This window comes from Streptomyces sp. NPDC051822 (assembly GCF_044452745.1).
Taxonomy (GTDB): Bacteria; Actinomycetota; Actinomycetes; order Streptomycetales; family Streptomycetaceae; genus Streptomyces.
On the sequence record NZ_JBITBZ010000009.1, the window covers coordinates 113,979 to 135,907 of the forward strand.

Below are 21,929 nucleotides of genomic sequence, written 5' to 3' on the forward strand. Positions count from 1 at the left end.
GTTACGGAGGCGTAGCCTAGGTCGCGTTTTGCGGTATTTTCTCGCACATTCCTCGGATTTCTCTCCGACGCCCCCCCCACACCCTCACCTTCACCCCCAGGGGACACCCATGACCACTAGCCCACAGGTGACCTCGGCGCCGGAGGCGCCGCAAGCGCCCGCCGGCGCCACGGCACTGCCCTCCGCCACGCTGGGCGGCGACAGCAAGGGTTCGATCGAGCAGATCACCCTGGGACTGTTCATCACGGTGCCCTTCGTGGCCCTGCTCGCGGCGGTTCCGCTGGCCTGGGGCTGGGGGGTGAGCTGGCTGGATGTCGGGCTGATGGTGGCGATGTACTACATCGGCTGCCACGGGATCACGATCGGCTTCCACCGCTACTTCACGCACGGTTCCTTCAAGGCGAAGCGGCCGCTGCGGATCGCGCTGGCGATCATGGGCTCGCTCGCGGTGGAGGGGCCCCTCGTGCGCTGGGTGGCGGACCACCGCAAGCACCACAAGTTCTCGGACGCGGAGGGCGACCCGCACTCGCCGTGGCGCTTCGGGGAGACGGTCCCGGCGCTGATGAAGGGCCTGTGGTGGGCGCACATCGGCTGGATGTTCGACGAGGAGCGGACCCCGCAGCACAAGTACGCGCCCGACCTGATCAAGGACCCGGTGCTGCGCGGGATCTCCCGCCACTTCCTCTCCTTCACGATCCTGTCGCTCGCGATCCCGCCGCTGATCGGCGGTCTGGTGACGTGGTCGTGGTGGGGCGCGTTCACGGCGTTCTTCTGGGGCTCGCTGGTGCGGGTGGCGCTGCTGCACCACGTGACGTGGTCGATCAACTCGATCTGTCACGCGGTGGGCAAGCGTCCCTTCAAGTCGCGGGACCGTTCGGGCAACGTGTGGTGGCTGGCGGTGCTGTCGTGCGGCGAGTCCTGGCACAACCTGCACCACGCGGACCCCACGTCGGCGCGGCACGGGGTGCTGCGCGGCCAGGTCGACTCCAGCGCGCGGCTCATCCGCTGGTTCGAGCAGCTGGGCTGGGCGTCCGACGTGCGCTGGCCGGCGAAGGAGCGCATCGAAGCCCGCCGCCAGAGCGCCTCCGCAGACGCGGCATGATGGAAGACGTGGCGATCGACGGCAGGACCAGCGGGACCGGCAGCGGCGACGAGCAGAAGCCCCGGCGCGGGCGCCGGGTGCGGATGACGGGCGCGGAGCGCCGGGAGCAGCTTCTCGACATCGGTCGCACGCTCTTCGCCGAGAAGGGCTTCGAGGGCACGTCGGTGGAGGAGATCGCGGCGAAGGCCGGGGTGTCGAAGCCGGTGGTGTACGAGCACTTCGGGGGCAAGGAGGGGCTGTACGCGGTCGTGGTCGACCGGGAGATGCGCCAGCTCCTCGACGGGGTGACGGGCGCGCTGACGGCGGGGCATCCGCGGGAGCTCCTGGAGCAGGCGGCGTTCGCGCTGCTCGACTACATCGAGAACTACACGGACGGTTTCCGGATCCTCGTACGGGACTCCCCGGTGGCCCAGTCGACGGGTACGTTCGCGTCGCTGATCAGTGACATCGCCACGCAGGTGGAGGACATCCTGGGCCTGGAGTTCAAGACCCGGGGGTTTGATCCGAAGCTGGCTCCGCTGTACGCACAGGCCCTCGTGGGCAGTGTGGCGCTGACGGGCCAGTGGTGGCTGGACGTCCGGAAACCGAAGAAGGCCGAGGTCGCGGCACATCTGGTGAACCTGGCGTGGCACGGGCTCGACGGCCTTGAGCAGAAGCCGCGGCTGATAGGGCACCGCAAGAACTGACCGGACGGTCGGATTCCGACAATTCGTCTGAGTAAGGCAGTGGCGTAGGGCGCGCCCCTGGGTAGAATCACGTTCAACATCCGGGGGGGTGTCCCGACCGTCGAGCGAAGTCGTCTCCGCGTGCCCAGTGGCCTGCGCTGACGCCGTTCGACGCCTGATCGAGCCCCCCTGTTTGGTTCCTCTTGAACCTCTGATTCCCTGGGGGGGATCTCTTGCGTTTCACGAACTCCAAGCGTGCGGGCCGCATCGCCGCCTGCACCGCTCTCGCCCTCTCCGCGGGCATGCTCCTCGCGGGCCCGGCTTCGGCGGACGAGCCGACGCCGACGGCCCAGAAGGTGGAGCGTTCCTTCACGCCGCCGCAGCTGGCGCACCCGAAGCAGGACTCGGCCCGCGCGGGCGCGGCCGCCGCCGAGACCGCGTCGTCGCTGCCGCTCTCGGACCTGGACGGCGACTTCTACGACGACCTCATCTACCGTGCCATCGACGGGGAGATCTACACGACCGCGCAGCTGGGAGAGGGCGAGACCTTCGACCTCTACCGCTTCGAGGACGTCGCGAAGGAGATCATCCCGATCGGCGACCAGGGCGGTGAGACGACCCACCCCGAGCTGCTCATCCTCTCCGAGAACGGCACGCTGAAGCTGTACACCGACGTCAGCGCGACCGGCACGCCGTACGAGAGCACGGTGGGCGGCGGCTGGCAGGTCTACAACAAGATCGTGTCGCCCGGTGACGTGAACGACGACGGCCTCGCCGACGTCGTCGCCCGCACCAAGGACGGCCAGCTCTACCTGTACCTGGCCACCGGCGACCTGAGCAGGCCGCTCGGCACCCGAATCCTCGTCGGCGGCGGCTGGAACATCTACGACCAGCTCATCGGCTCGGGCGACGTGACCGGCGACGGACGTGCCGACCTGTACGCCCGCGACACCGCCGGGAACCTCTACTTCTACTCCGGCACGGGCGACACGTCCGCTCCGTTCGCCGGCAGGAGGCTCATCGGCGGCGGCTGGGGCGCCTACAACCAGATCACGAACTTCGGCGAAGCCACTCTCCTCGCCCGGACGAACGCGGGCACGTTCTACCGGTACTTCGCCGAGAACGCCAACGGCAGCCTGAGCGCGCGCCAGCAGCTCGGCGAGGCGGGCGACGGCGTCGGCATCGTCCAGTTCGCCGGCGGCGGCGGCAACCCGTACACGGGCAAGGACACCCTCATCGGGCGGACCAGCGCCGGCACGCTCAAGGGGTACTTCGCCGACACGACCGGCGGGCTGATCCCCGCCGGTGACGTGAGCGACCCGGGCGAGTACGCGGGCACCAGCTTCACGAACACCTCCTCGTTCAACTCGGACAGCTACTCCGACATCGCCGAGGTCTGGAGCGACGGCAGCCTCTGGATCGACTACGCCCGCATCGGGGGCGGTTGGGGCATCTACAACACCCTCGTCGGCCCCGGCGACCTGAGCGGCGACGGCAAGGGCGACCTGCTGGCCCGGGACCGTTCCGGCATCCTCTACCTGTACAAGGGCAACGGCAACGGCACCGCCGTCGCCGCCCGCCAGCAGGTCGGCACCGGCTGGGGCGTGTACAACAAGATCCTCGGCGCCGGCGACTACACCGGTGACGGGCGCACGGACCTGGTGGCCCGCACCACGGCCGGTGACCTGTACCTGTACGCGGGCACCGGCTCGGCCACCACGCCGTTCAAGCCCCGCGTGAAGATCGGCACCGGCTGGCAGACGTACAAGCAGCTGGCCGCCCCCGGCGACCTGAACGCCGACGGCAAGGCCGACCTGCTCGGTGTGACCTCGGGCGGCGATCTGTACCGCTACCTGAACACCACCCCGGGCAAGTTCACGGCCCGCACCAAGATCGGCTACGGCTACCAGGCCTACAACAGCATGTCGTAACGGCTTCGGCCTTCATGGGTGCCCCGCACCGGACATCCGGTGCGGGGCACCCATGCGTTCACGACTGGCGATCGCCCGACGACAGAGCGTTACAATAACTGACCGGACGGTCGGATTCGCTGGGTAAAGCTCTGGCGTAAACCTTCCCGCTGAGTAGAATCATGTTCAACATCCGGGGGGGTGTCCGACCGTCGAACGAGGTCGTCTCCGTGCGCTTTCCGCCGCGCGCTGACGCCGTTCGATGCCTGTACGAACCCCCCTGTTTGGTTCCGTCGAACCTCTGATTCCCTGGGGGGGATCTTTTTGTTCTTCATGCAGTCCAAGCGTGCCCGTCGCATCGCCGCGTGCACCGCTCTCGCCCTCTCCGCGGGCATGCTCCTCGCCGGCCCGGCGTCCGCCGACTCGCCGGCGCCGCGCCCGTCCGTGGAGAAGCCGGCTCCGGCCGGTACCGCACTTCCCAAGCTGGCCCTGCCGAAGGTGGACGGCTCCCGTTCTGCCGGGATCGCCGAAGCCGCGGAGGCCGGCAGCGCGCCGCGCTCCGACGTCGACGGTGACGGCCACAGCGACATCCTGTGGCGCGGCTACGACGGCCAGGTCTACTCCGCTCTGACGAGCGGCATCGAAGGTTCCGAGGTGTACCGCGGTGACGGCTCGACCGCCTTCGTCAAGGACATCGTCCCGATCGGCGACCAGGACAAGGACGGCAGCCGTCCCGAGGTCCTGACGCTGTCCACCGACGGTGACATCACCCTGTACGGGAACACCACCGAGTCCTACGGCGACTTCCGCTGGGGCGCCTCCGGCTGGCAGATCTACAACAAGGTCTTCTCGCCCGGCGACATCAGCGGTGACGGCCGTCCGGACGTGCTCGCCCGTACGCCCGGCGGCGAGCTGTTCGTCTACGTCTCCACCGGCACGTACAACGCGCCGTTCCACGCCCGTCAGAAGGTCGGCAACGGCTGGCAGGCCTACGACCAGCTCATCGGCCTGGGCGACAGCGACGGCGACGGCAAGGGCGACTTCCTCGCCCGTACGAACGGCGGAGTCCTCTTCTACTACGGCAGCACCGGCAGCCCGTACTCGGTGAAGCCCCGTAAGGAGGTCGGCCACGGCTGGGACCTCTACAACCAGATCGTCGGCATCGACGACGACAACGGCAACGGCATCGGCGATGTCGTCGCGCGTGGTGCCGACGGCACGCTGTGGATCTACTACGGCAAGGGCAACGGCCTCTTCACGGCTCGCCAGCAGGCCAGCTCCGGCGGCGGCTGGGCCGGCACGCCCCAGCTGGGCGGCGCGGGCAACGTCCCGGCGCACGGCAAGGAGGGCCTGCTCGCCCGCGACAAGGCCGGCACGCTCTTCTGGTACACCCCGACGGGGACGGGCAAGCTGTACCCCCGCCAGCAGATCAGCAGTGACGGCGGCTGGGCCGGCTCCACCATCTTCGAGGTCAACTCCCTCGGCCCTGACGGGATCTCCGACACCCTGGAGATCTACAACGGTCGCCTCTACCACGGCGAAGTCGACTTCGGCGGTGGCTGGAGCGGCATCAACCTGATCGCGGGGCCGGGTGACCTCAACGGCGACGGCACCGGCGACTTCGTCGCCCGTGACCGCTCGGGCGTGCTGTGGCTGTACCGGACCAACTACAACGGCACGTCGCTGCACTCTCGCGTCAAGATCGGCGGCGGCTGGGGCGCGTACGACCGGATCGTCGGTTCCGGCGACCTCAGCGGCGACGGTCTGAACGACCTGGTGGCGCGCGCCAAGGACGGCAACCTGTACCTGTACCAGGGCACCGGCCAGGCGGGTTACCCGTTCAAGACCCGCGTCAAGATCGGCGGCGGCTGGAACGCGTACCCGAAGATCGTCGCCCCCGGTGACGTCACGGGTGACGGCAAGGCCGACCTCCTCGCGGTGAACTCGGGCGGCGAGCTGTTCCGCTACACGGGCCGCGGCGAGTCGGGCTGGGTCTTCAAGCCCCGCGCCTCCATCGGCACCGGCTACCAGACCTACAACGGCCTGTACTAGTCGTACCGCGCAGTACACAGGGCGCCCCGCACCGGATCTCCGGTGCGGGGCGTCCGCGCGTTTCAGGCGCTTTTGCGGGCGAGGGCGAAGACGCGGCGGAAGGGGAACACCGTGCCGTGCGGGCCCGGTGGATAGGCCTCGCGGAGGAGGGCGCGGTACTGGCCCAGGAAGGCGTCGACGGCCTCCTGGTCGTCGCCCAGGGTGGTGAGGACGGGCCGCAGGGCGGTGCCCTTGACCCAGTCGAGGACGGGGTCCTCGCCCTGGAGCAGCTGGCAGTACGTGGTCTCCCAGACGTCCGTCTCGCAGCCCAGGTCGGTGAGGCGGGTGAGGTAGTCGGCGGCGTCGAGGATGTGGACGAAGCGGCGGCCCTGGTCGCCGACGCGGGCGCGCCATTCGGGGGTCTCGCAGAGTTGGCCGAGCAGGGCGTGGCTGGGCGAGGTGAAGTTGCCGGGGACCTGGAAGGCCAGGGTGCCGCCCGGATGGAGTCCGTCGATCCAGCGGGCGAAGGACTCGGGGTGGTTGGGCACCCATTGGAGGGCCGCGTTGGAGACGATCAGGTCGTAGGGCTCGGTGGGGGTCCAGTGGGCGGCGTCGGCGGCCCTGAAATCGAGCCATCCGCCGCCCCTGGTGGTGCCCGACCAGTCCTTCTCGGCGTGCTCCAGCATGTCGGGCGAGAGATCGAAGCCGGTGATGTGGGCGTCGGGCCAGCGGTCGGCGAGAAGGGCCGTCACGTTGCCGGGACCGCAGCCGAGGTCGGCGATGCGGGCGGGCCGGCCCTGGGCGGGCAGGCGCGGTATTCGGGCGAGCAGGTCGAGGAACGGGCGGGTGCGGTGGCCGGAGTGCCGGAGGTACTGCTGCGGGTCCCACGTGGGTGCGGCGGATTCAACGGAATGCATGTTCGAAGCCCCTTGCTGGACTGAATGGCCGAAACGGAACGAGTTCCGGCCGGGTCCCTTCCCCATAGTCCAGCGGAATATATCTTGAGGTCAAGAAGCTTGAGATCAAGATACTTGAACACAAGAGACTTTATGTCAACAGACCCTCTACACTGATCGTCATGGAGGACGAGGTCGACCGACTGGTCGCAGCATGGCGCCGCGAGCGCCCCGACCTCGACGTGGAACCACTCGAGGTGCTCAGCCGCGTCTCACGGCTCGCCCGTCACCTCGACCGCGCCCGCCGGCTCGCCTTCTCCGAGCACCAGCTGGAGCCCTGGGAGTTCGACGTCCTCACGTCCCTGCGCCGGGCCGGAGCGCCCTACCAGCTCTCCCCCGGCCAGCTCCTGACGCAGACCCTGGTCACCTCCGGCACCATGACCAACCGCATCGACCGGCTCACCAAGAAGGGCCTCGTCGAGCGGCTCCCCGACCCCAGCGACCGGCGCGGCGTCCTCGTCCGGCTCACCCCCGAGGGCCGCGACCGCGCCGACGAGGCACTCGCGGGACTCCTCGCCCAGGAGCGCGCCATCCTGGCCCAGCTCTCCCGCGGTCAGCGCGGCGAACTGGCCGCCCTGCTACGCCGGCTGACCGCCCCGTTCGACAACCTCCCGGGCTAGCTCCCGGGCCGGCGGGAGGCCGGTCACCGGCTCCGCGGGACCCACGCCCGCGCGCCGGGCCAGTGCCACCGCCGCCAGGGTCGAGTGCACGCCCAGCTTCCCCAGCACGTTCTGCATGTGCGTACGGACGGTGTGCGGGGACAGGAAGAGACGCTCGGCCACCGCCTTGCGGCCCAGGCCCGCGACCATGCAGCGCAGCACCTCCCGCTCGCGCGGGGTCAGCGACTCCACGAGCCGCTCGCTGTCCGTCCGGTGCTTGCGGGCCGCCGTCAGCTCCCGCAGGACGCCGGTGAGCAGCGCGGGCGGCAGGTGCGTCTCGTCCCGCAGCACCCCGCGGACCACCGCGAGGAGCCGCTGGAGCGAGCAGTCCTTCGCCACCCAGCCGGCCGCCCCGGCCTGGAGGGCGAGCGCGGCCCGCCGCGGGTCGTCCTTCTCCGCGAGGACGACGGTACGGACCGCGGGCTGCGCCCTGCGCACCCCCGCCACCAGGGAGATCCCGTCGACGGCCGCGTCCGCGTCGTCCGGCACCGCGCGGGCCACGGCCGCTCCGGGGGGACCCGCGCCCAGTTCGGCGTCGACGAGCATCACGTCGAACCTGCGGCCCTCCGCCGCACCGCGTTCCAGGCAGCGCAGGGCGGCCGGGCCGCTTCCCGCGGCCGCGACGTCGACGTCGGGCTCGGCCGCGAGCGCGGCGGCGAGCGATTCGGCGAAGACGCGGTGGTCGTCCACCACCAGGACACGGATACGTGCCACGGACACCCCCAAGTGTCGAGGAACGGACCGACGCGGGCACGGCGCCGGGGGGCGGGTCCGTCACGCGCACGACCGCCGCCGTGCGTTGACTGCTACCCCGCTTCCGGCGCCGTACCCGACCGGGTCTCGCACCCTGAACAGCACCGGCCCCCACCGGCGCTGCCCCACACAGTAGGGGCGGGGCAGCGCGGTGGGGGCCGATTCGCGGAACTGTCCGAAGTCGTCCGGGCCTGTGGGGGCGTGAAGGCGGCGCTCAGACCCGGCGCGCACCCGCCGAGGGCACGGCGGGGAAGACCCCCGGGGCCGCGTACCCGGCCTCGGCGAAGGCCTTGCCGACGGCGGCGGCGACCGCGTCCGCCCGGTCGCTGTCGACGAGGACGACGGCCGAGCCGCCGAAGCCGCCGCCGGTCATCCGGGCTCCGAGCGCCCCTGCGGCGTTCGCTGCCTCCACCACGAGGTCCAGTTCGGGGCAGGAGACCCGCAGGTCGTCACGGAGGGAGGCGTGGCCCTCGGTGAGGACCGGGCCGACGGCCCGGGTGTCCCCGGCGTCGAGCAGGGCGATGGTCCGCTCCACGCGCGCGTTGTCGGTGACGACGTGCCGGACGTAGCGCAGAATCGTCTCGTCGCCCAGGCGTGCGAGCGTTTCGGGAAGATGCACGGCACTCACCTCGCGCAGGGCCTTCACCCCGAGCGCCCGCGCACCGGCTTCACACCCGGCGCGCCGCTCGGCGTACGCGCCGTCCCCGAGCGCGTGCTTCACGCGGGTGTCGACGACGAGGAGCCGCAGCCCCTCGGCGGCCAGGTCGAAGGGGACCTGACGGTACGAGAGGTCCCGGGTGTCCAGATGGAGGGCATGGCCCTCCTCGGCGCAGGCGGAGGCCATCTGGTCCATGACCCCGCAGGGGACGCCGACGAAGTCGTTCTCGGCGCGCTGGGCGATCCTGGCGAGTTCGGGCCGGGTGAGTCCGAGGCCGAACAGCTCGTTCAGGGCGAGGGCCGTGACGACTTCGAGGGCCGCCGAGGAGGAGAGCCCGGCGCCGGTCGGCACGGTCGAGGTGAGGTGGACGTCCGCGCCGGTCACCGGGTGGCCTGCCTCCCGCAGGGCCCAGACGACCCCGGCGGGGTAGGCCGCCCAGCCGCCGCCGGAGAGCGGTTCGAGGGTGTCGGCCGCCAGCTGGACGATGCCGCCGTCGATGTCGGCGGAGTGCAGGCGCAGCACGTTGTCGTCGCGGCGGGAGACGGCGGCGACGGTCGTGTGCGGCAGGGCGAGCGGCAGGACGAAGCCGTCGTTGAAGTCGGTGTACTCGCCGATCAGGTTGACCCGCCCGGGGGCGGCCCAGACACCGTCGGGGGCGGCGCCGTACAGCGCCTCGAAGTCGGCGGCGACGCTCATGCGCCTTCCTCCTGACGGAGACGGGCGAAGGCCCAGGCGTCGGCGACGACGGCCGCCAGGTCGGGACGGGACGGCGTCCAGCCGAGCCGCTCGCGGGCTGCGTCGGCGGAGGCGACCAGGACGGCCGGGTCGCCGGGGCGGCGGGCCGCGGTGATCTCCGGGACGGGGTGGCCGGTGACCTGCCGTACGGTCTCGACGACCTCGCGGACGGAGAAGCCGCTGCCGTTGCCCAGGTTGCAGACGAGGTGCTCGCCGGCCGGCACGGCGTCCCGGCTCATGGCGTCGAGCGCGAGCAGATGGGCCTCGGCGAGGTCGGCGACGTGGATGTAGTCGCGGACGCAGGTGCCGTCCGGGGTCGGGTAGTCCTCGCCATACACGGAGATCGCCTCGCGGCGGCCCTGGGCGACCTGGAGGACGAGCGGGATCAGGTGCGACTCGGGCTCGTGGCGCTCGCCGAGCGAGCCGTACGCCCCGGCCACGTTGAAGTAGCGCAGCGACACGGCGGCCAGGCCGTGGGCGGCGCACTCCCCGCCGATCATGTGGTCGACGGCCAGTTTGCTCGCCCCGTAGGGGCTGGTGGGAGCGGTCGGCGCGGACTCGGTGATCGGCACGGTCTCCGGCTCGCCGTAGGTGGCGGCGGTGGAGGAGAACACCAGCTTGCGCACGCCCGCGGCGCGCAGGGCGGCGAGCAGGGCCATGGTGCCGCCGACGTTGTTGTCCCAGTACTTCTCGGGCTTGGCGACGGATTCGCCGACCTGGGAGAAGGCGGCGAAGTGCAGGACGCCGTCGTAGGAGCCGTCCAGCCACTTCGCGGCGTCCTGGACGCGGCCCTCGATGAACTCGGCGCCCTCGGGGACGGCTTCGGCGAAGCCGGTGGAGAGGTCGTCGAGGACGGTGACGCGGTCGCCCCGTTCCAGGAGGTGGGCGGCGACGACGCTGCCCACGTATCCGGCTCCGCCGGTCACCAGGTACCTCTGTGTCATGCGCTTGCCACCTCTCGGAGTCGTCGGGCCGCGTCCTCCGGCCGTACGTCGTTCATGAACGCGCCCATGCCGGACTCGGTGCCCGCGAGGTACTTCAGCTTGCCGGGGGCCCGTCGGACGGTGAAGAGCTCCAGGTGCAGTCCGAAGTCCTCCCGCCGCCCGTCCGTGAACGGCGCCTGGTGCCAGGCGGCGATGTAGGGCGTCGGCGGCTCGTCAGGGCCGAAGATCCGGTCGAAGCGCTTCAAGAGTTCCAGGTAGACCTGTGCGAACTCTGTGCGCGCCGCGCCGTCGAGGGCGAGGAGGTCGGGCACCCGCCGCTTGGGGTGGAGGTGCACCTCGTACGGCCAGTGGGCGGCGTACGGGACGAAGGCGATCCAGTGCTCGGTCTCCAGGACCACCCGCTCGCCGTCGGCGCGTTCACGGGCGACGACGTCGTCGAAGAGGTTCCGGCCGGTCTCGGCGCGGTGCTCGTCGATGCGGCGGCGCATGGCGGCCGTGCGGGGGGCGACGTACGGGAAGGCGTAGATCTGGCCGTGCGCGTGCGGCAGGGTGACGCCGATCTCCTGGCCCCGGTTCTCGAAGCAGTAGACCTGTTCGACGCCCGGGAGGGCGGAGAGGGTGGCGGTGCGGTCGGTCCAGGCGTCGAGGACGAGGGCGGCGCGCTCCTCGGTGAGGTCGGCGAAGGAGGCGGTGTGGTCGTCGGTGAAGCAGACGACCTCGCAGCGGCCGACGCCGCCGGAGAGGGACGGGAAGCGGTTCTCGAAGACCACCACCTCGTAGCTCTCCTCGGGTACCTCGCTCTCGCGTCCGTCCCGGGAGGGGCAGAGCGGGCAGGCGTCGGCCGGCGGGAGGTAGGTGCGGGCCTGCCGGTGCGAGGCGACGGCGACGTCGTCGCCGGTGAGGGCGTCGCGCCGGATCTCGGACCGGGAGACGACGGGGGTGAGGGGGCGCGGGTCGACGGCGGTGCGGACGGTGCCGTCGCCGCTGTCGTAGTAGATCAGCTCGCGCCCGTCGGCGAGCGTGGCGACGGTCTTCTTCACGGGGGTGCCCTCCGGCGGGATCAAACAGAACCACGCACAAGGAATCACATTCCAACATGAGCGTCAACGCCGGAGCCCCGCCCCGCAGACCTGAGGTCTCAGCGGGCTCCCCGCTGCTGCGGCACCGCCCGGTCCAGCAGCCCCGTACGGGCCGCGAGGGCCGCCGCCTCCAGGCGCGACCCGACCCCCAGCTTCATCAGGACCCGCTGCACATGCGTCCGCGCCGTGCTCGACGCGATCCCCATCCCCGCCGCGATCAGCCGGGTGTCCTCCCCCTCCGCGACCCGGACGAGGACCTCCACCTCCCGCTGCGTGAGCAGCCGCAGCAGCCGCTGCCCCTCGTCGTCCGGCTGCGCCGAGGGGTGCAGCAGCTCCGCGAAGGCCGCCTGGAGCAGCTGCGGCGCCACCGCCGACTCCCCCGCCCTCGCCTTCACCAGGGCGCGCTCCACGCCCTCGATGCGCTCGTCCTGCCGGACGTATCCCGAGGCGCCGGCCGCGAACGCCGCCGCGATCCCGCGCGGCGAGGGCACGGGACCCAGCACCACCACGGCCACCTGCGGGCGCTCCCGCTTGATCCGCACGACCACGTCGAAGGCCCCCGGCTCGGCCGGAGCCGCCGTCCCGAGCAGACAGACCTCCGGCGCCCGGCTCACCACCAGCTCCGCCGCCCCCGCCACCGGCGCGGCCGCCGCGAGCACCCGGTGCCCGCGCAGCTTCAGCGCCGAGGCGAGCGCCTCCGCGAGCAGGCGGTGGTCGTCCACGACCACGAGGCGTACGCCCATCCCGGTCTTCCCCCATTCTCCGCGCCCCGTCCCCCGGCACGCCTGACCCGGCAAGGTACACGCTCCCCGGCCCCGCATCGCCCCAATCGCGTCGCCATGTCGACGAATCGTCACCTCACCCGCCGTCACATCACCCGCACGAGTGGACCCGTGGCAGACAGGAGCGGGCCCCTCCGGATTTCCGGAGGGGCCCGCTGCCTGATCCTGCCCGGGGCTCAGCCCTTGGCGCTGTACGAGACGGCGAGGTACTCCTTGTTCGAGAAGCCGCTGTCACTCGTCTTGCTCACGTACGTCTTCGAGACGAAGAACCGGCCGTCGCCGAAGAGGTACTCGCTGCCGGTCACGCCGAAGCTCCGCTCGGTCTCCCGCAGCGGCTTCGCCGACGGGTTCTCCAGGAGGAGGGTCTCCTTCATCGTGCCGCCGTTGACGGACACGACCCGGCCGCCCTTGTCGTACGGGGGCACCTTGTACGCGATCAGGTCGCCCCCGTCCATGCGCAGCGGGACGAACGTGTACTTGTCGCCCGCGTCCGCCTTCTCCGGCACCATCTTCCCGGAGGCCAGGTCGAAGGCGATGATCTCGTTCGTCTCGTCGCCGTACTCGCCGGTCGAGCCCTCGTGCTCCTCGGTCGGCACGTAGAGCCGGCCGTTGCCGACGAGCACCTGCGTGCACGCCTCGACCTTGGTCGAACGGCAGCGGGCCGCGTACTGGTCGGCGTCCGCCGTGATCTTCGCCTTCAGCTTCCCGGTCTTCTCGTCGAGCGAGAAGAAGTCCGAGATGCCGCTGCCGTCGCCGGCGCTGTCGCCGACGTCGGCCGCGACGACCAGCGGCTTGGTGGAGACCACCGACGCGTACTTCACACCGGTCGGCATCTTGTACTGCGAGAGCGGCGCGCCCGTCATCGGGTCGAGGTTCTGGATCATCACGTACTGGCTGCTGTACGGGCCGCACTTGCGGACCGCGACGAGACCGGCGCCGCCGCCGTATCCGAGGTCGTAGCAGTTCTGGTCGTTGACCTGCGGCTTCCAGCGCGGGTTGCCGTTGGCGGCGTCGAAGGCGGCGCCGCCGTCGGTGCCGCCGGCCGCGACCGTGTTGCCGCTGAGCGTGACCTCGCTGAACCGGGCCTTCCCGTCACCGGCGGCCCCGCCGGTGACGGAGGTGGACCACAGCAGCTTGCCGGTGGCGAGGTCGACCATGCCGACCTCGGTGCACATCTGGTAGTAGCGCGGCGCCACGCGCTTGGTGGCCTCGAAGAGGATGGGCACCTTGTGGTCGGCGGTCATGTGCCGGGAGGCGCCGCAGACCTGGCCGGTCAGCGGAAGCGTCCACAGGACGGCGCCCGTGTCGAGGTCGTAGCCGACGATCGAGTTCACGCCGGTCTTCACGAACGCCTTGTCGGTGATCCAGGAACCGGAGACGTCGGTGGTGTCGGGCACCGTCGGCAGGCCGATCTTGAAGACCTCCTTGGCACCGGTGTTCGCCGGGGCCTTCTCCTTGCCCCCGCCGCCCAGGCCGTTCGAGCCGCCGGACCCGCCGGTGCCGTTCGCGCCCTGCGAGGTGCCCGCCGAGCCCTTGGCCTCCTCGGCCGGCTCGTCGCCGCCCTTGGAACCGGCGTACCAGATGCCGGCGCCGACGATCAGGACAACGGCGACGACGGCCGCGATGACGATCTGCATCTGCGCCGACAGCTTCTTGCCGCCACCGGGAGCCTGTACGGGCTGCTGGTACGTGTCGTAGGACTGCTGGGGCTGCTGGGGCTGCGTCGGGTAGCCGTACGGGGGCTGCACGGGCTGCTGGTAGCCGCCGTAGGGCTGCTGCGGCTGCTGGGGCGCGGTGGGGTAGCCGTACGGCTGCTGCTGCGGAGCCGCGGGCGGCTGCTGCGGGTAGCCGTAACCGGGGTCGGGCTGCTGCGGCGGCTGGCCGTACCCCGGCTGCTGCTGCGGGTAGCCGTAGCCCGGGTCGGGCTGCTGCGGCGGCGGCGCGCCGTAGCCGCCCTGCGGGTCAGGGGGCTGGTTCGGCGGGGGCGGTGGGGGCTGCGTCATCGGTCCGTGTACCTCACTTGCTGAAGGCCATCATCGTCTTGACCTGCTTCTCGGCCTCGTCGTTGGTGGCGGACACACGCCCGCTTGCCACCACGAACGTGCCACTGCCGTAGGCGTAGCCCGGGCTGTAGAAGCTGTTCTCGATCGTGGCCGTCGCCGCCGGGTGCTGGAGCAGGATCTTCGGCGCGCCGCCGGTCGGGGCGAGCGTCGCGACGGCGCCGCCCTTGTCGTACGCGGCGTCGACGTACAGCAGGACCTGGCCGCCCTCCATGCGCAGCGGCGTCATGGACTGCTCACCGGGCGCCTTGGAACGCCACTTGGGCTTGCCGTTCGCAAGGTCGAAGGCGACGACCTCGTTGGGCTTGCCGTACGAGGTCTCGGTGGCCATGTAGAAGGTGTTCGCGTCGGCCGCGACACCGGTGCAGCCTTCGAGGTTCTTGCCGAAGACGACGAAGCTGCCGCCGCACGACGGGGCGAACTTGTCCTTGCCGCCCTGGATCTGGGAGCGGAGCTTGCCCTTGGCGTCGAGGGCGAAGATCGTCCACTTCTTCTGCTCGCGCTGGGTGGCGGAGACGACGAGCGGGTCGACCGAGTAGACCCTGTCGACCTCCCAGTCGGTCTCCAGCTTGAAGGTGAACGCGGGCTTGCCGGTGGCCGGGTTGACCACGCCGACGGCCTGGGACTTCTTGGAGGTGCTGCCCGAGGGGCAGTCCATGGCGGCGACCAGCTTGCTGCCGCCCGCGTAGGCGAAGGGCTTGCAGCCGGTGGTGGGGCCGGTGAACAGCTGGCGGCCGTCGGCGAGCGAGAAGCCGTAGGAGCTGCTGGTGCCCGCGACGGTCACCGTGTCGCCGCTGATGGACAGGGTGTTGTCCGAGAAGGCGAACAGGCCCTTGGGCTTGGGCACGGCCTTCTTCCAGCCCGCCTTGCCGGTCTTCAGGTCGACCATCTGCAGCTGGCTGCACTTGGCGCCGTCCTTGGCGCTCTCGGCGTAGCCGAAGACCATGACGCCGTTCGCCGACGGGTTCGCGGGTGCCGCGCACAGCTCGAACGGCACGTCGATGTGCCACTTCGAGGAGCCGTCGCTGAGGCTGTAGCCGCTGATGCCCTTGTACATGGCCTTGACGACGGTGTCGCCGACGATCCACGGGCCGTAGACGTCGGAGCCGTTGCGCGGCAGGTCGACGTCGTTCTTGAGGAGCCAGTTGACCTTGGCCTCGCCGGCCTGACGGCCCGCGTTGAGGTCGTCCTCGCCGTTGCCTCCGTCGCCCGAGCCGTCGCCCTGGTCCACCGACTCGGTGGGCTTGGGAGCGGCGGAGGTGGCGGTGGCGGTCGGCTTGGCGACCGGGTCCTTCTCGTCGTCACCGCCGACGACGGCCCACGTGGTGACGGCGGCCACCAGGACTGCGCCGGCGGCCACGGCCGCGACGATCCCGGTCCTGCCCTTGAGACCGCCGCCGGAGGGCGGCGGGGTCGGGGCGCCCGGGTAGCCCGGCTGGGGCTGGGTCGGGTAGCCGCCGTAGGGGCCCTGCTGCTGGCCGTACGGCCCCGGCTGCTGCTGCGGGTAGCCGGGCTGGCCCTGGCCCTGCTGCGGGTAGCCGTACGGCTGCTGCGGAGGCTGCTGCCCGTACGGCCCGGGGGCCTGCTGCGGGTACCCGTAACCGGGCTGCGGCTGCTGCCCGTACGGTCCGGGCGCGGCCGGCGGCGGGGTCTGCGGCGCCTGCGGTGCCTGCGGTGGTACGGGCGGGACGGGCGGCATGCCCTGGTGCGGGTTCTGGTTCGGGTCCTGGGGGGCTCCGAAACCCCCCGGCGGCTGGTTGCTGGGCGGCTGGGTCATCAGCGGTTCCCCCTTGACGTGAACGGGTTTTCTTTCTACCACTCACGCCATGGCGCAAAAGCGACCGGTCCGCCCCTTGTACCCAAGGGAGGACCGGCCTGTGATGCCCTCGTTATGCGTCCTCGGCCAGTTCGAGCCAGCGCATCTCCAATTCCTCGCGCTCCCCGGCGAGTTCCCTGAGCTCCGCGTCGAGCTTGGCGACCAGCTCGAAATCGGTGGAGTTGTCGGCGATCCGGGCATGCAGCTTGGCCTCCTTGTCGGAGACCTTGTCCAGCTGCCGCTCGACCTTCTGCAGCTCCTTCTTCGCGGCGCGCGCGTCCGCGGCGGAGACGCCGGGCTTCGTCTGCGCGGGCGCGGCGGCGGGCGTCGGGACGGCCGCCTCGATCATCTTCCGGCGCCGCTCCAGGTACTCGTCGATGCCGCGCGGCAGCATCCGCAGGGCCCTGTCGCCGAGCAGCGCCAGCGTCTTGTCCGTGGTCCGCTCGATGAAGAACCGGTCGTGGGAGATCACGACCATGGAGCCCGGCCAGCCGTCGAGGAGGTCCTCCAGCTGGGTCAGGGTCTCGATGTCGAGGTCGTTGGTGGGCTCGTCGAGGAAGAGGACGTTCGGCTCGTCCATCAGCAGGCGCAGCAGCTGCAGGCGGCGGCGCTCACCGCCGGAGAGGTCGCCGACCGGCGTCCACTGCTTCTCCTTGGTGAAGCCGAACTGCTCGCAAAGCTGCCCCGCCGTCATCTCACGGCCCTTGCCGAGGTCCACCCGGTCTCGGACCTGCTGCACGGCCTCCAGGACCCGCAGGGTGGCGGGGAGTTCGGTGACGTCCTGGGAGAGGTAGGCGAGCCGGACGGTCTTGCCGACGGTGACGCTGCCGGCGGCGGGCTGGATCTCGCCCTGGCTGACGGCGGCATCCGCGAGTGCGCGCAGGAGTGAGGTCTTGCCCGCGCCGTTGACGCCGACCAGGCCGATGCGGTCGCCGGGGCCGAGCTGCCACGTGAGGTGCTCGAGGAGCGTCTTCGGACCGGCGGTGACGGTCACGTCCTCCAGGTCGAAGACCGTCTTGCCGAGCCGGGCGTTCGCGAACTTCATCAGCTCGGAGGTGTCACGCGGCGGCGGCACGTCGGCGATCAGCTCGTTGGCGGCCTCGATGCGGTAGCGCGGCTTGGACGTACGGGCGGGGGCGCCGCGCCGCAGCCAGGCCAGCTCCTTGCGCATCAGGTTCTGCCGCTTGGACTCCTCCGTGGCGGCGATGCGCTCCCGCTCGGCGCGCGCGAAGACGTAGTCGGAGTAGCCGCCCTCGTACTCGTGCACGGCACCGCGCTGCACGTCCCACATGCGGGTGCAGACCTGGTCGAGGAACCAGCGGTCGTGGGTGACGCAGACGAGCGCGGAACGGCGCTCCTGGAGGTGCTTGGCGAGCCAGGCGATGCCCTCGACGTCGAGGTGGTTGGTGGGCTCATCGAGGACGAGCAGGTCCTGGTCGTCGATGAGGAGCTTGGCGAGCGCGATGCGGCGGCGCTCACCGCCGGAGAGCGGCCCGATGACGGTGTCGAGACCGTGCTCGAAGCCGGGCAGGTCGAGCCCGCCGAACAGGCCGGTGAGCACGTCGCGGATCTTGGCGCTGCCGGCCCACTCGTGGTCGGCCATGACACCGATGACCTCGTGCCGGATGGTGGCCTTCGGGTCGAGCGAGTCGTGCTGGGTGAGCACCCCGAGGCGCAGCCCGCCGCTGTGGGTGACACGGCCGGTGTCGGCCTCCTCCAGCTTCGCCAGCATCCGGATGAGAGTGGTCTTCCCGTCGCCGTTGCGGCCGACGACCCCGATCCGCTCCCCTTCGGAGACACCGAGCGAAACCCCGTCGAGAAGGGCACGGGTGCCGTACACCTTGCTGACGGCCTCGACGTTGACGAGGTTGACGGCCACGTTGACTCCTGTACGGGGGGACGATCGACGTCCAAGAGTAGACGCTGCGCGACCTGGTCACTCTTTGTGATGACGTGATCGACTTTCTGCCGTTACCGTGGACTGGCAGGCCGAAGAATCCACGCATGGGAGAAACCATGCCGACGACCGGGCCCAAGGCCGAAGGCCGAGCAAAGCAATGGCCGCAGCCCCCGCAGGACGGCTGGACGGTGGACGACCTGCAGACTTTGCCCGACCTCCCGCCGCACACCGAGATGATCGACGGCAGCCTCGTCTTCGCGAGGCCGCATGGCCGATTCCACAGCGCGATGATCTTCCTGCTCCGGATGGGGCTCCGGGCGAGCGTGCCGCCGCATCTGAGGGTCGACAGTGAGATGGCCGTGGTGATCGACCGCCGCAACTGTCCGGAGCCGGACGTCCTGGTCGTCCGCGAGGACGCCGTGCGGAGCCGGACCCAGACCTCGTACCCGGTCGCCGACGTCCTGCTGGCCGTCGAGGTCGTCTCGCCCGACTCGGAGTCCCGGGACCACGACACCAAGCCGCACAAGTACGCCGCCGCCGGCGTCGAGCACTTCTGGCTCGTGGAGATGGAGGGCGAGGACGACCACGCGGTCGTACGGGTCTACGAACGCGACCCCGTCACCAAGCAGTACACCTGCACCGGCGTCCACCGCGACCGGCTGAAGCTCACCGTTCCGTTCGACATCGACATCGACCTCACCGCGATCGACGAGATGTAGGGCGCTCGACGAGCAGCCAGCCCACGAGGGCCATCGCCACCGCCGCCGGGGCGGTGACCTCGAACGCGATCAGGGTCGCGGTGCGGCCCTCCAGGAGGCCGCCGAGGCCGGTCGCCGAGAGGCCGAGGATCCCCAGGAGCGCCAGCGTGATTCCGAGGGCGGCCAGCGGGCCTGAGCCCTCTCCCGGACGGTTCGGTCCCGGGGCCTCGAAGCGGCGGAAGACGGCGACGAGGACGGCCGTGAGGGCGGCTGCCGCCGCGATACGGAGCGGCACCTGCGCCCCCCAGGCGCCCGAGGCGGGGGCGGGCAGCCCCGCGCCGAAGCCGAGCATCGCCCCGTACACCCCGAGCATCGCCGTCAGGTGCCACAGGAACGCCGTCATCGCGATCCCGTTCGCCGCGACCACCGCCCGCCACACCCCGGCACGGGCCACGAGCCGCGCCCCGGGCCCCTTGAGCAGCTCGACCGCGCCGACCAGCCACAGGCCGTGGCAGAGCAGGGCGAGGGTCGGCGGGGCCATGTTCGAGACCTTCTCGCCGGGCATACCCACCATCGAGAGCGGATACGGGCCGAGGGCCACGAGCGCGGTCGCGCCGACGAGGCCGGCGCCCGCCAGCAGGGCCGGGCGGCCGATCATGCCGTCGGCGCGCAGGAAGCCGAGCTGGTGGACCGCCAGCCACACGAACGCGAAGTTCAGGAACTCGACGAACGGCACGTCCGCCGCGAACCGCAGCACGTCGACGAGGACGGCCGCCCCGACGAGCCCGGCGAACGCGCCCCACCCGTACCGCTCGTGCAGCCGCAGCAGCGGCGGGGTGAAGGCGACCATCGCCAGGTAGATCCCGATGAACCAGAGCGGCTGGGTCACCAGGCGCAGCGCGACCCCGGTGAGCCCGCCGTCCGCGCCCGACAGCTGGAGGACCAGCGCGGCGGCGCCCCACACCCCGACGAAGACCATCGTCGGCCGCAGCAGCCGCTGGAGCCGGGCCCGCAGGAAGGCCGCGTAGGCGGGGCGTGAGCGGTGGGCGAGGGCGTGCGAGAAGCCGCCGACGAAGAAGAACACCGGCATCACCTGGAAGACCCAGGTCACGACCTGGAGCTCCGGGACGACGGCGAGGAGGTTGCCGACCTGCCCGTCGCCGGTGACCGCCGCCATCAGCCAGTGCCCGAGCACCACGACGGCGAGCGAGGCGACCCGGAGCAGGTCGACGTACCGGTCCCGGGTCGCGGGGGTCGCGGCGGCGAGTTCACGAACGCTGAATCCCATGGGGGTACGGTCCCGCGACCACCCTGCGGGGCGACAGGGCGCGCCTACTCAACTCCCGCCTGAGTACGCCCCCGTGGGGGCGGGGTCTCAGGTCGGCAGGAGAGTGGCGCCCTGTGCCGGGGACGTCGCCGTGCGGGCCGTGCGGCAGGTGCCCGAGGCCGTCAGGGCCGCGGCGACCGTCCTGGCCGTCTCCGCGTCCTTCACCAGGAACGCCGTCGTCGGGCCCGAGCCGGAGACGAGCGCGGCCAGTGCCCCCGCGTCCGTGCCGGCCGTCAGGGTCGCCGCGAGCGACGGGCGCAGGGAGAGCGCCGCCGCCTGGAGGTCGTTCGTGAGGGCGCCCGCGAGGGCGACCGTGTCGCCGGTGCGCAGGGCGTCCATGAGGGCCGGGGACGCGGTCGGACCGGGGATCTCGGCGCCCTCGGCCAGGCGGTCGAACTCGGCGAACACCGTCGGCGTCGACAGGCCGCCGTCGGCTACGGCGAACACCCAGTGGAAGTTCCCGCCGACCGGCAGCTCCGTCAGCCTCTCGCCGCGGCCCGTGCCGAGCGCCGCCCCGCCGACCAGGCTGAACGGCACGTCGGAGCCGAGTTCGGCGCAGATCTCCAGGAGGTCGGCGCGCGAGGAGCCCAGACCCCACAGCGCGTCGCACGCGAGCAGCGCGCCCGCCCCGTCCGCGCTGCCGCCGGCCATGCCGCCGGCGACCGGGATGTCCTTGGCGATGTGCAGGTGCACGTCCGGGGAGATGCCGTGCCGGGCGGCGAGCAGTTCGGCGGCCCGCGCGGCGAGGTTGGTGCGGTCCAGCGGCACCTTGTCGGCGTCCGGGCCCTCGCAGGTGATCGTCAGCTTGTCGGCGGGGGTGGCGGTCACCTCGTCGTACAGGGAGACCGCGAGGAAGACGTTGGCCAGGTCGTGGAAGCCGTCGGGGCGGGCCGCGCCGACGGCGAGCTGGACGTTGACCTTGGCCGGGACGCGGACGGTGACGCCGCCGGGGGTGGTCACGCCGCCGGGGGTGGTCACGCCTTCGCCTCCGCGATCCTCGCGAACTCCTCCACCGTCAGCGCCTCGCCGCGCGCCTGCGGCGAGATCCCGGCCTTCACCAGGGCCTCCTCCGCCGCCGCAGGCGAGCCCGCCCACGTGGCGAGGGCCGCGCGCAGGGTCTTGCGGCGCTGCGCGAAGGCCGCGTCGACGACCGCGAAGACCTCCTGCCGGGTGGCGGTGGTCGCGAGCGGCTCGGTGCGTCGGAACAGGGCGACGAGGCCGGAGTCGACGTTCGGCGCGGGCCAGAAGACGTTGCGGCCGATGGATCCGGCGCGCTTGACCTCCGCGTACCAGTTGGCCTTGACCGACGGCACGCCGTAGACCTTGTTGCCGGGCTTGGCGGCGAGCCGGTCGGCGACCTCGGCCTGGACCATGACTAGGGTCCGCTCGATGGTCGGGAACCGCTCCAGCATGTGGAGCAGGACCGGCACGGCGACGTTGTACGGCAGGTTGGCGACGAGCGCGGTCGGCGCCGGGCCCGGCAGCTCCTGGACCTGCATGGCGTCGGAGTGGACCAGCGCGAAGCGGTCGGCGCGCGCGGGCATCCGGGCCTGGATCGTGGCGGGCAGCGCGGCGGCGAGGACATCGTCGATCTCGACGGCCGTCACCCGGTCCGCGGCCTCCAGGAGGGCCAGGGTGAGGGAGCCGAGTCCGGGCCCCACCTCCACGACCACGTCGTCGGGCCGTACCTCGGCCGTGCGGACGATCCGCCGGACGGTGTTGGCGTCGATGACGAAGTTCTGGCCCTTCTGCTTCGTGGGGCGCACGCCGAGGGCGGCGGCCAGCTCACGGATGTCGGCGGGGCCGAGGAGGGCGTCGGGGCTTTCGGGGCCGGTGGTGGTGCTCACCGGTACA

At 71.5% G+C, this 21,929-nt stretch carries 18 protein-coding genes; 6 read left to right on the plus strand and 12 right to left on the minus strand.

Annotation, left to right across the window (positions count from 1 at the left end; genetic code table 11):
• Positions 1-109: 109 nt before the first annotated feature.
• The 4 genes from ACIA8N_RS25645 (at position 110) to ACIA8N_RS25660 (ending at position 5,729) form a co-directional block, all read left to right on the plus strand.
• On the plus strand, positions 110-1,102 hold the full coding sequence (locus tag ACIA8N_RS25645; protein ID WP_365778571.1) for a fatty acid desaturase: 993 nt from the start codon (positions 110-112) through the stop codon (positions 1,100-1,102).
• Complete coding sequence (locus ACIA8N_RS25650; protein WP_365778779.1) at positions 1,102-1,788, plus strand: TetR/AcrR family transcriptional regulator; 687 nt, start codon at positions 1,102-1,104, stop codon at positions 1,786-1,788. Before ACIA8N_RS25645 ends, ACIA8N_RS25650 begins: the two co-directional genes overlap by 1 nt.
• A 212-nt stretch (positions 1,789-2,000) precedes the next feature.
• The gene (locus ACIA8N_RS25655; RefSeq protein ID WP_365778569.1) at positions 2,001-3,698 is read left to right on the plus strand and encodes a VCBS repeat-containing protein; all 1,698 of its coding nucleotides are present in this window, start codon (positions 2,001-2,003) and stop codon (positions 3,696-3,698) included.
• Between the two features lie 312 nt (positions 3,699-4,010).
• Positions 4,011-5,729, plus strand: coding sequence for a VCBS repeat-containing protein (locus tag ACIA8N_RS25660; RefSeq protein ID WP_365778567.1), 1,719 nt, complete (start codon positions 4,011-4,013; stop codon positions 5,727-5,729).
• 62 nt (positions 5,730-5,791) lie between these two features.
• Here the strand turns inward: ACIA8N_RS25660 and ACIA8N_RS25665 are convergent, their stop codons facing one another.
• Complete coding sequence (locus ACIA8N_RS25665; RefSeq protein WP_365778565.1) at positions 5,792-6,625, minus strand: trans-aconitate 2-methyltransferase; 834 nt, start codon at positions 6,623-6,625, stop codon at positions 5,792-5,794.
• A gap of 161 nt (positions 6,626-6,786) precedes the next feature.
• On the opposite strand from ACIA8N_RS25665, the gene ACIA8N_RS25670 reads away from it, so the two are divergent.
• A complete protein-coding gene (locus tag ACIA8N_RS25670; protein ID WP_030210863.1) occupies positions 6,787-7,284 on the plus strand; it encodes a MarR family winged helix-turn-helix transcriptional regulator in 498 nt (165 codons plus the stop codon).
• Here the strand turns inward: ACIA8N_RS25670 and ACIA8N_RS25675 are convergent.
• The 8 genes from ACIA8N_RS25675 to ACIA8N_RS25710 all read right to left on the minus strand — a co-directional run bounded on the left by ACIA8N_RS25675 (position 7,243) and on the right by ACIA8N_RS25710 (position 18,029).
• Positions 7,243-8,037 (minus strand): response regulator transcription factor, encoded by a 795-nt coding sequence (locus ACIA8N_RS25675; RefSeq protein WP_365778563.1) that lies wholly within the window; start codon positions 8,035-8,037, stop codon positions 7,243-7,245. The genes ACIA8N_RS25670 and ACIA8N_RS25675 overlap by 42 nt on opposite strands.
• 253 nt (positions 8,038-8,290) lie before the next feature.
• Positions 8,291-9,430 (minus strand): galactokinase, encoded by a 1,140-nt coding sequence (gene galK / locus ACIA8N_RS25680; protein ID WP_365778561.1) that lies wholly within the window; start codon positions 9,428-9,430, stop codon positions 8,291-8,293.
• Positions 9,427-10,413, minus strand: a complete 987-nt coding sequence (gene galE / locus ACIA8N_RS25685) for a UDP-glucose 4-epimerase GalE (RefSeq protein ID WP_365778559.1) — start codon at positions 10,411-10,413, stop codon at positions 9,427-9,429. The genes galK and galE overlap by 4 nt, the downstream gene beginning before the upstream one ends.
• A complete protein-coding gene (galT, locus tag ACIA8N_RS25690) occupies positions 10,410-11,453 on the minus strand; it encodes a galactose-1-phosphate uridylyltransferase (protein WP_365778557.1) in 1,044 nt (347 codons plus the stop codon). The genes galE and galT overlap by 4 nt, the downstream gene beginning before the upstream one ends.
• Before the next feature lie 98 nt (positions 11,454-11,551).
• The gene (locus ACIA8N_RS25695) at positions 11,552-12,235 is read right to left on the minus strand and encodes a LuxR C-terminal-related transcriptional regulator (protein ID WP_030210877.1); all 684 of its coding nucleotides are present in this window, start codon (positions 12,233-12,235) and stop codon (positions 11,552-11,554) included.
• Between the two features lie 215 nt (positions 12,236-12,450).
• A complete protein-coding gene (locus ACIA8N_RS25700) occupies positions 12,451-14,277 on the minus strand; it encodes a PQQ-binding-like beta-propeller repeat protein (protein ID WP_365778555.1) in 1,827 nt (608 codons plus the stop codon).
• Positions 14,278-14,290: 13 nt separating this feature from the next.
• A complete protein-coding gene (locus ACIA8N_RS25705) occupies positions 14,291-16,111 on the minus strand; it encodes a PQQ-binding-like beta-propeller repeat protein (RefSeq protein ID WP_365778553.1) in 1,821 nt (606 codons plus the stop codon).
• Between the two features lie 112 nt (positions 16,112-16,223).
• Positions 16,224-18,029 (minus strand): ABC-F family ATP-binding cassette domain-containing protein, encoded by a 1,806-nt coding sequence (locus tag ACIA8N_RS25710; protein WP_365778551.1) that lies wholly within the window; start codon positions 18,027-18,029, stop codon positions 16,224-16,226.
• A gap of 125 nt (positions 18,030-18,154) precedes the next feature.
• Between ACIA8N_RS25710 and ACIA8N_RS25715 the strand changes: the two genes are divergently transcribed.
• On the plus strand, positions 18,155-18,769 hold the full coding sequence (locus ACIA8N_RS25715) for a Uma2 family endonuclease (protein WP_365778549.1): 615 nt from the start codon (positions 18,155-18,157) through the stop codon (positions 18,767-18,769).
• Here ACIA8N_RS25715 and ACIA8N_RS25720 read toward each other — a convergent pair.
• From ACIA8N_RS25720 to rsmA, 3 genes are all read right to left on the minus strand, one after another.
• The gene (locus ACIA8N_RS25720) at positions 18,747-20,036 is read right to left on the minus strand and encodes an acyltransferase (protein WP_365778547.1); all 1,290 of its coding nucleotides are present in this window, start codon (positions 20,034-20,036) and stop codon (positions 18,747-18,749) included. The genes ACIA8N_RS25715 and ACIA8N_RS25720 overlap by 23 nt on opposite strands.
• A gap of 87 nt (positions 20,037-20,123) precedes the next feature.
• The gene (locus ACIA8N_RS25725) at positions 20,124-21,053 is read right to left on the minus strand and encodes a 4-(cytidine 5'-diphospho)-2-C-methyl-D-erythritol kinase (protein ID WP_399416794.1); all 930 of its coding nucleotides are present in this window, start codon (positions 21,051-21,053) and stop codon (positions 20,124-20,126) included.
• Positions 21,050-21,922 (minus strand): 16S rRNA (adenine(1518)-N(6)/adenine(1519)-N(6))-dimethyltransferase RsmA, encoded by an 873-nt coding sequence (gene rsmA, locus ACIA8N_RS25730; protein WP_030210895.1) that lies wholly within the window; start codon positions 21,920-21,922, stop codon positions 21,050-21,052. The genes ACIA8N_RS25725 and rsmA overlap by 4 nt, the downstream gene beginning before the upstream one ends.
• Positions 21,923-21,929: the final 7 nt, after the last annotated feature.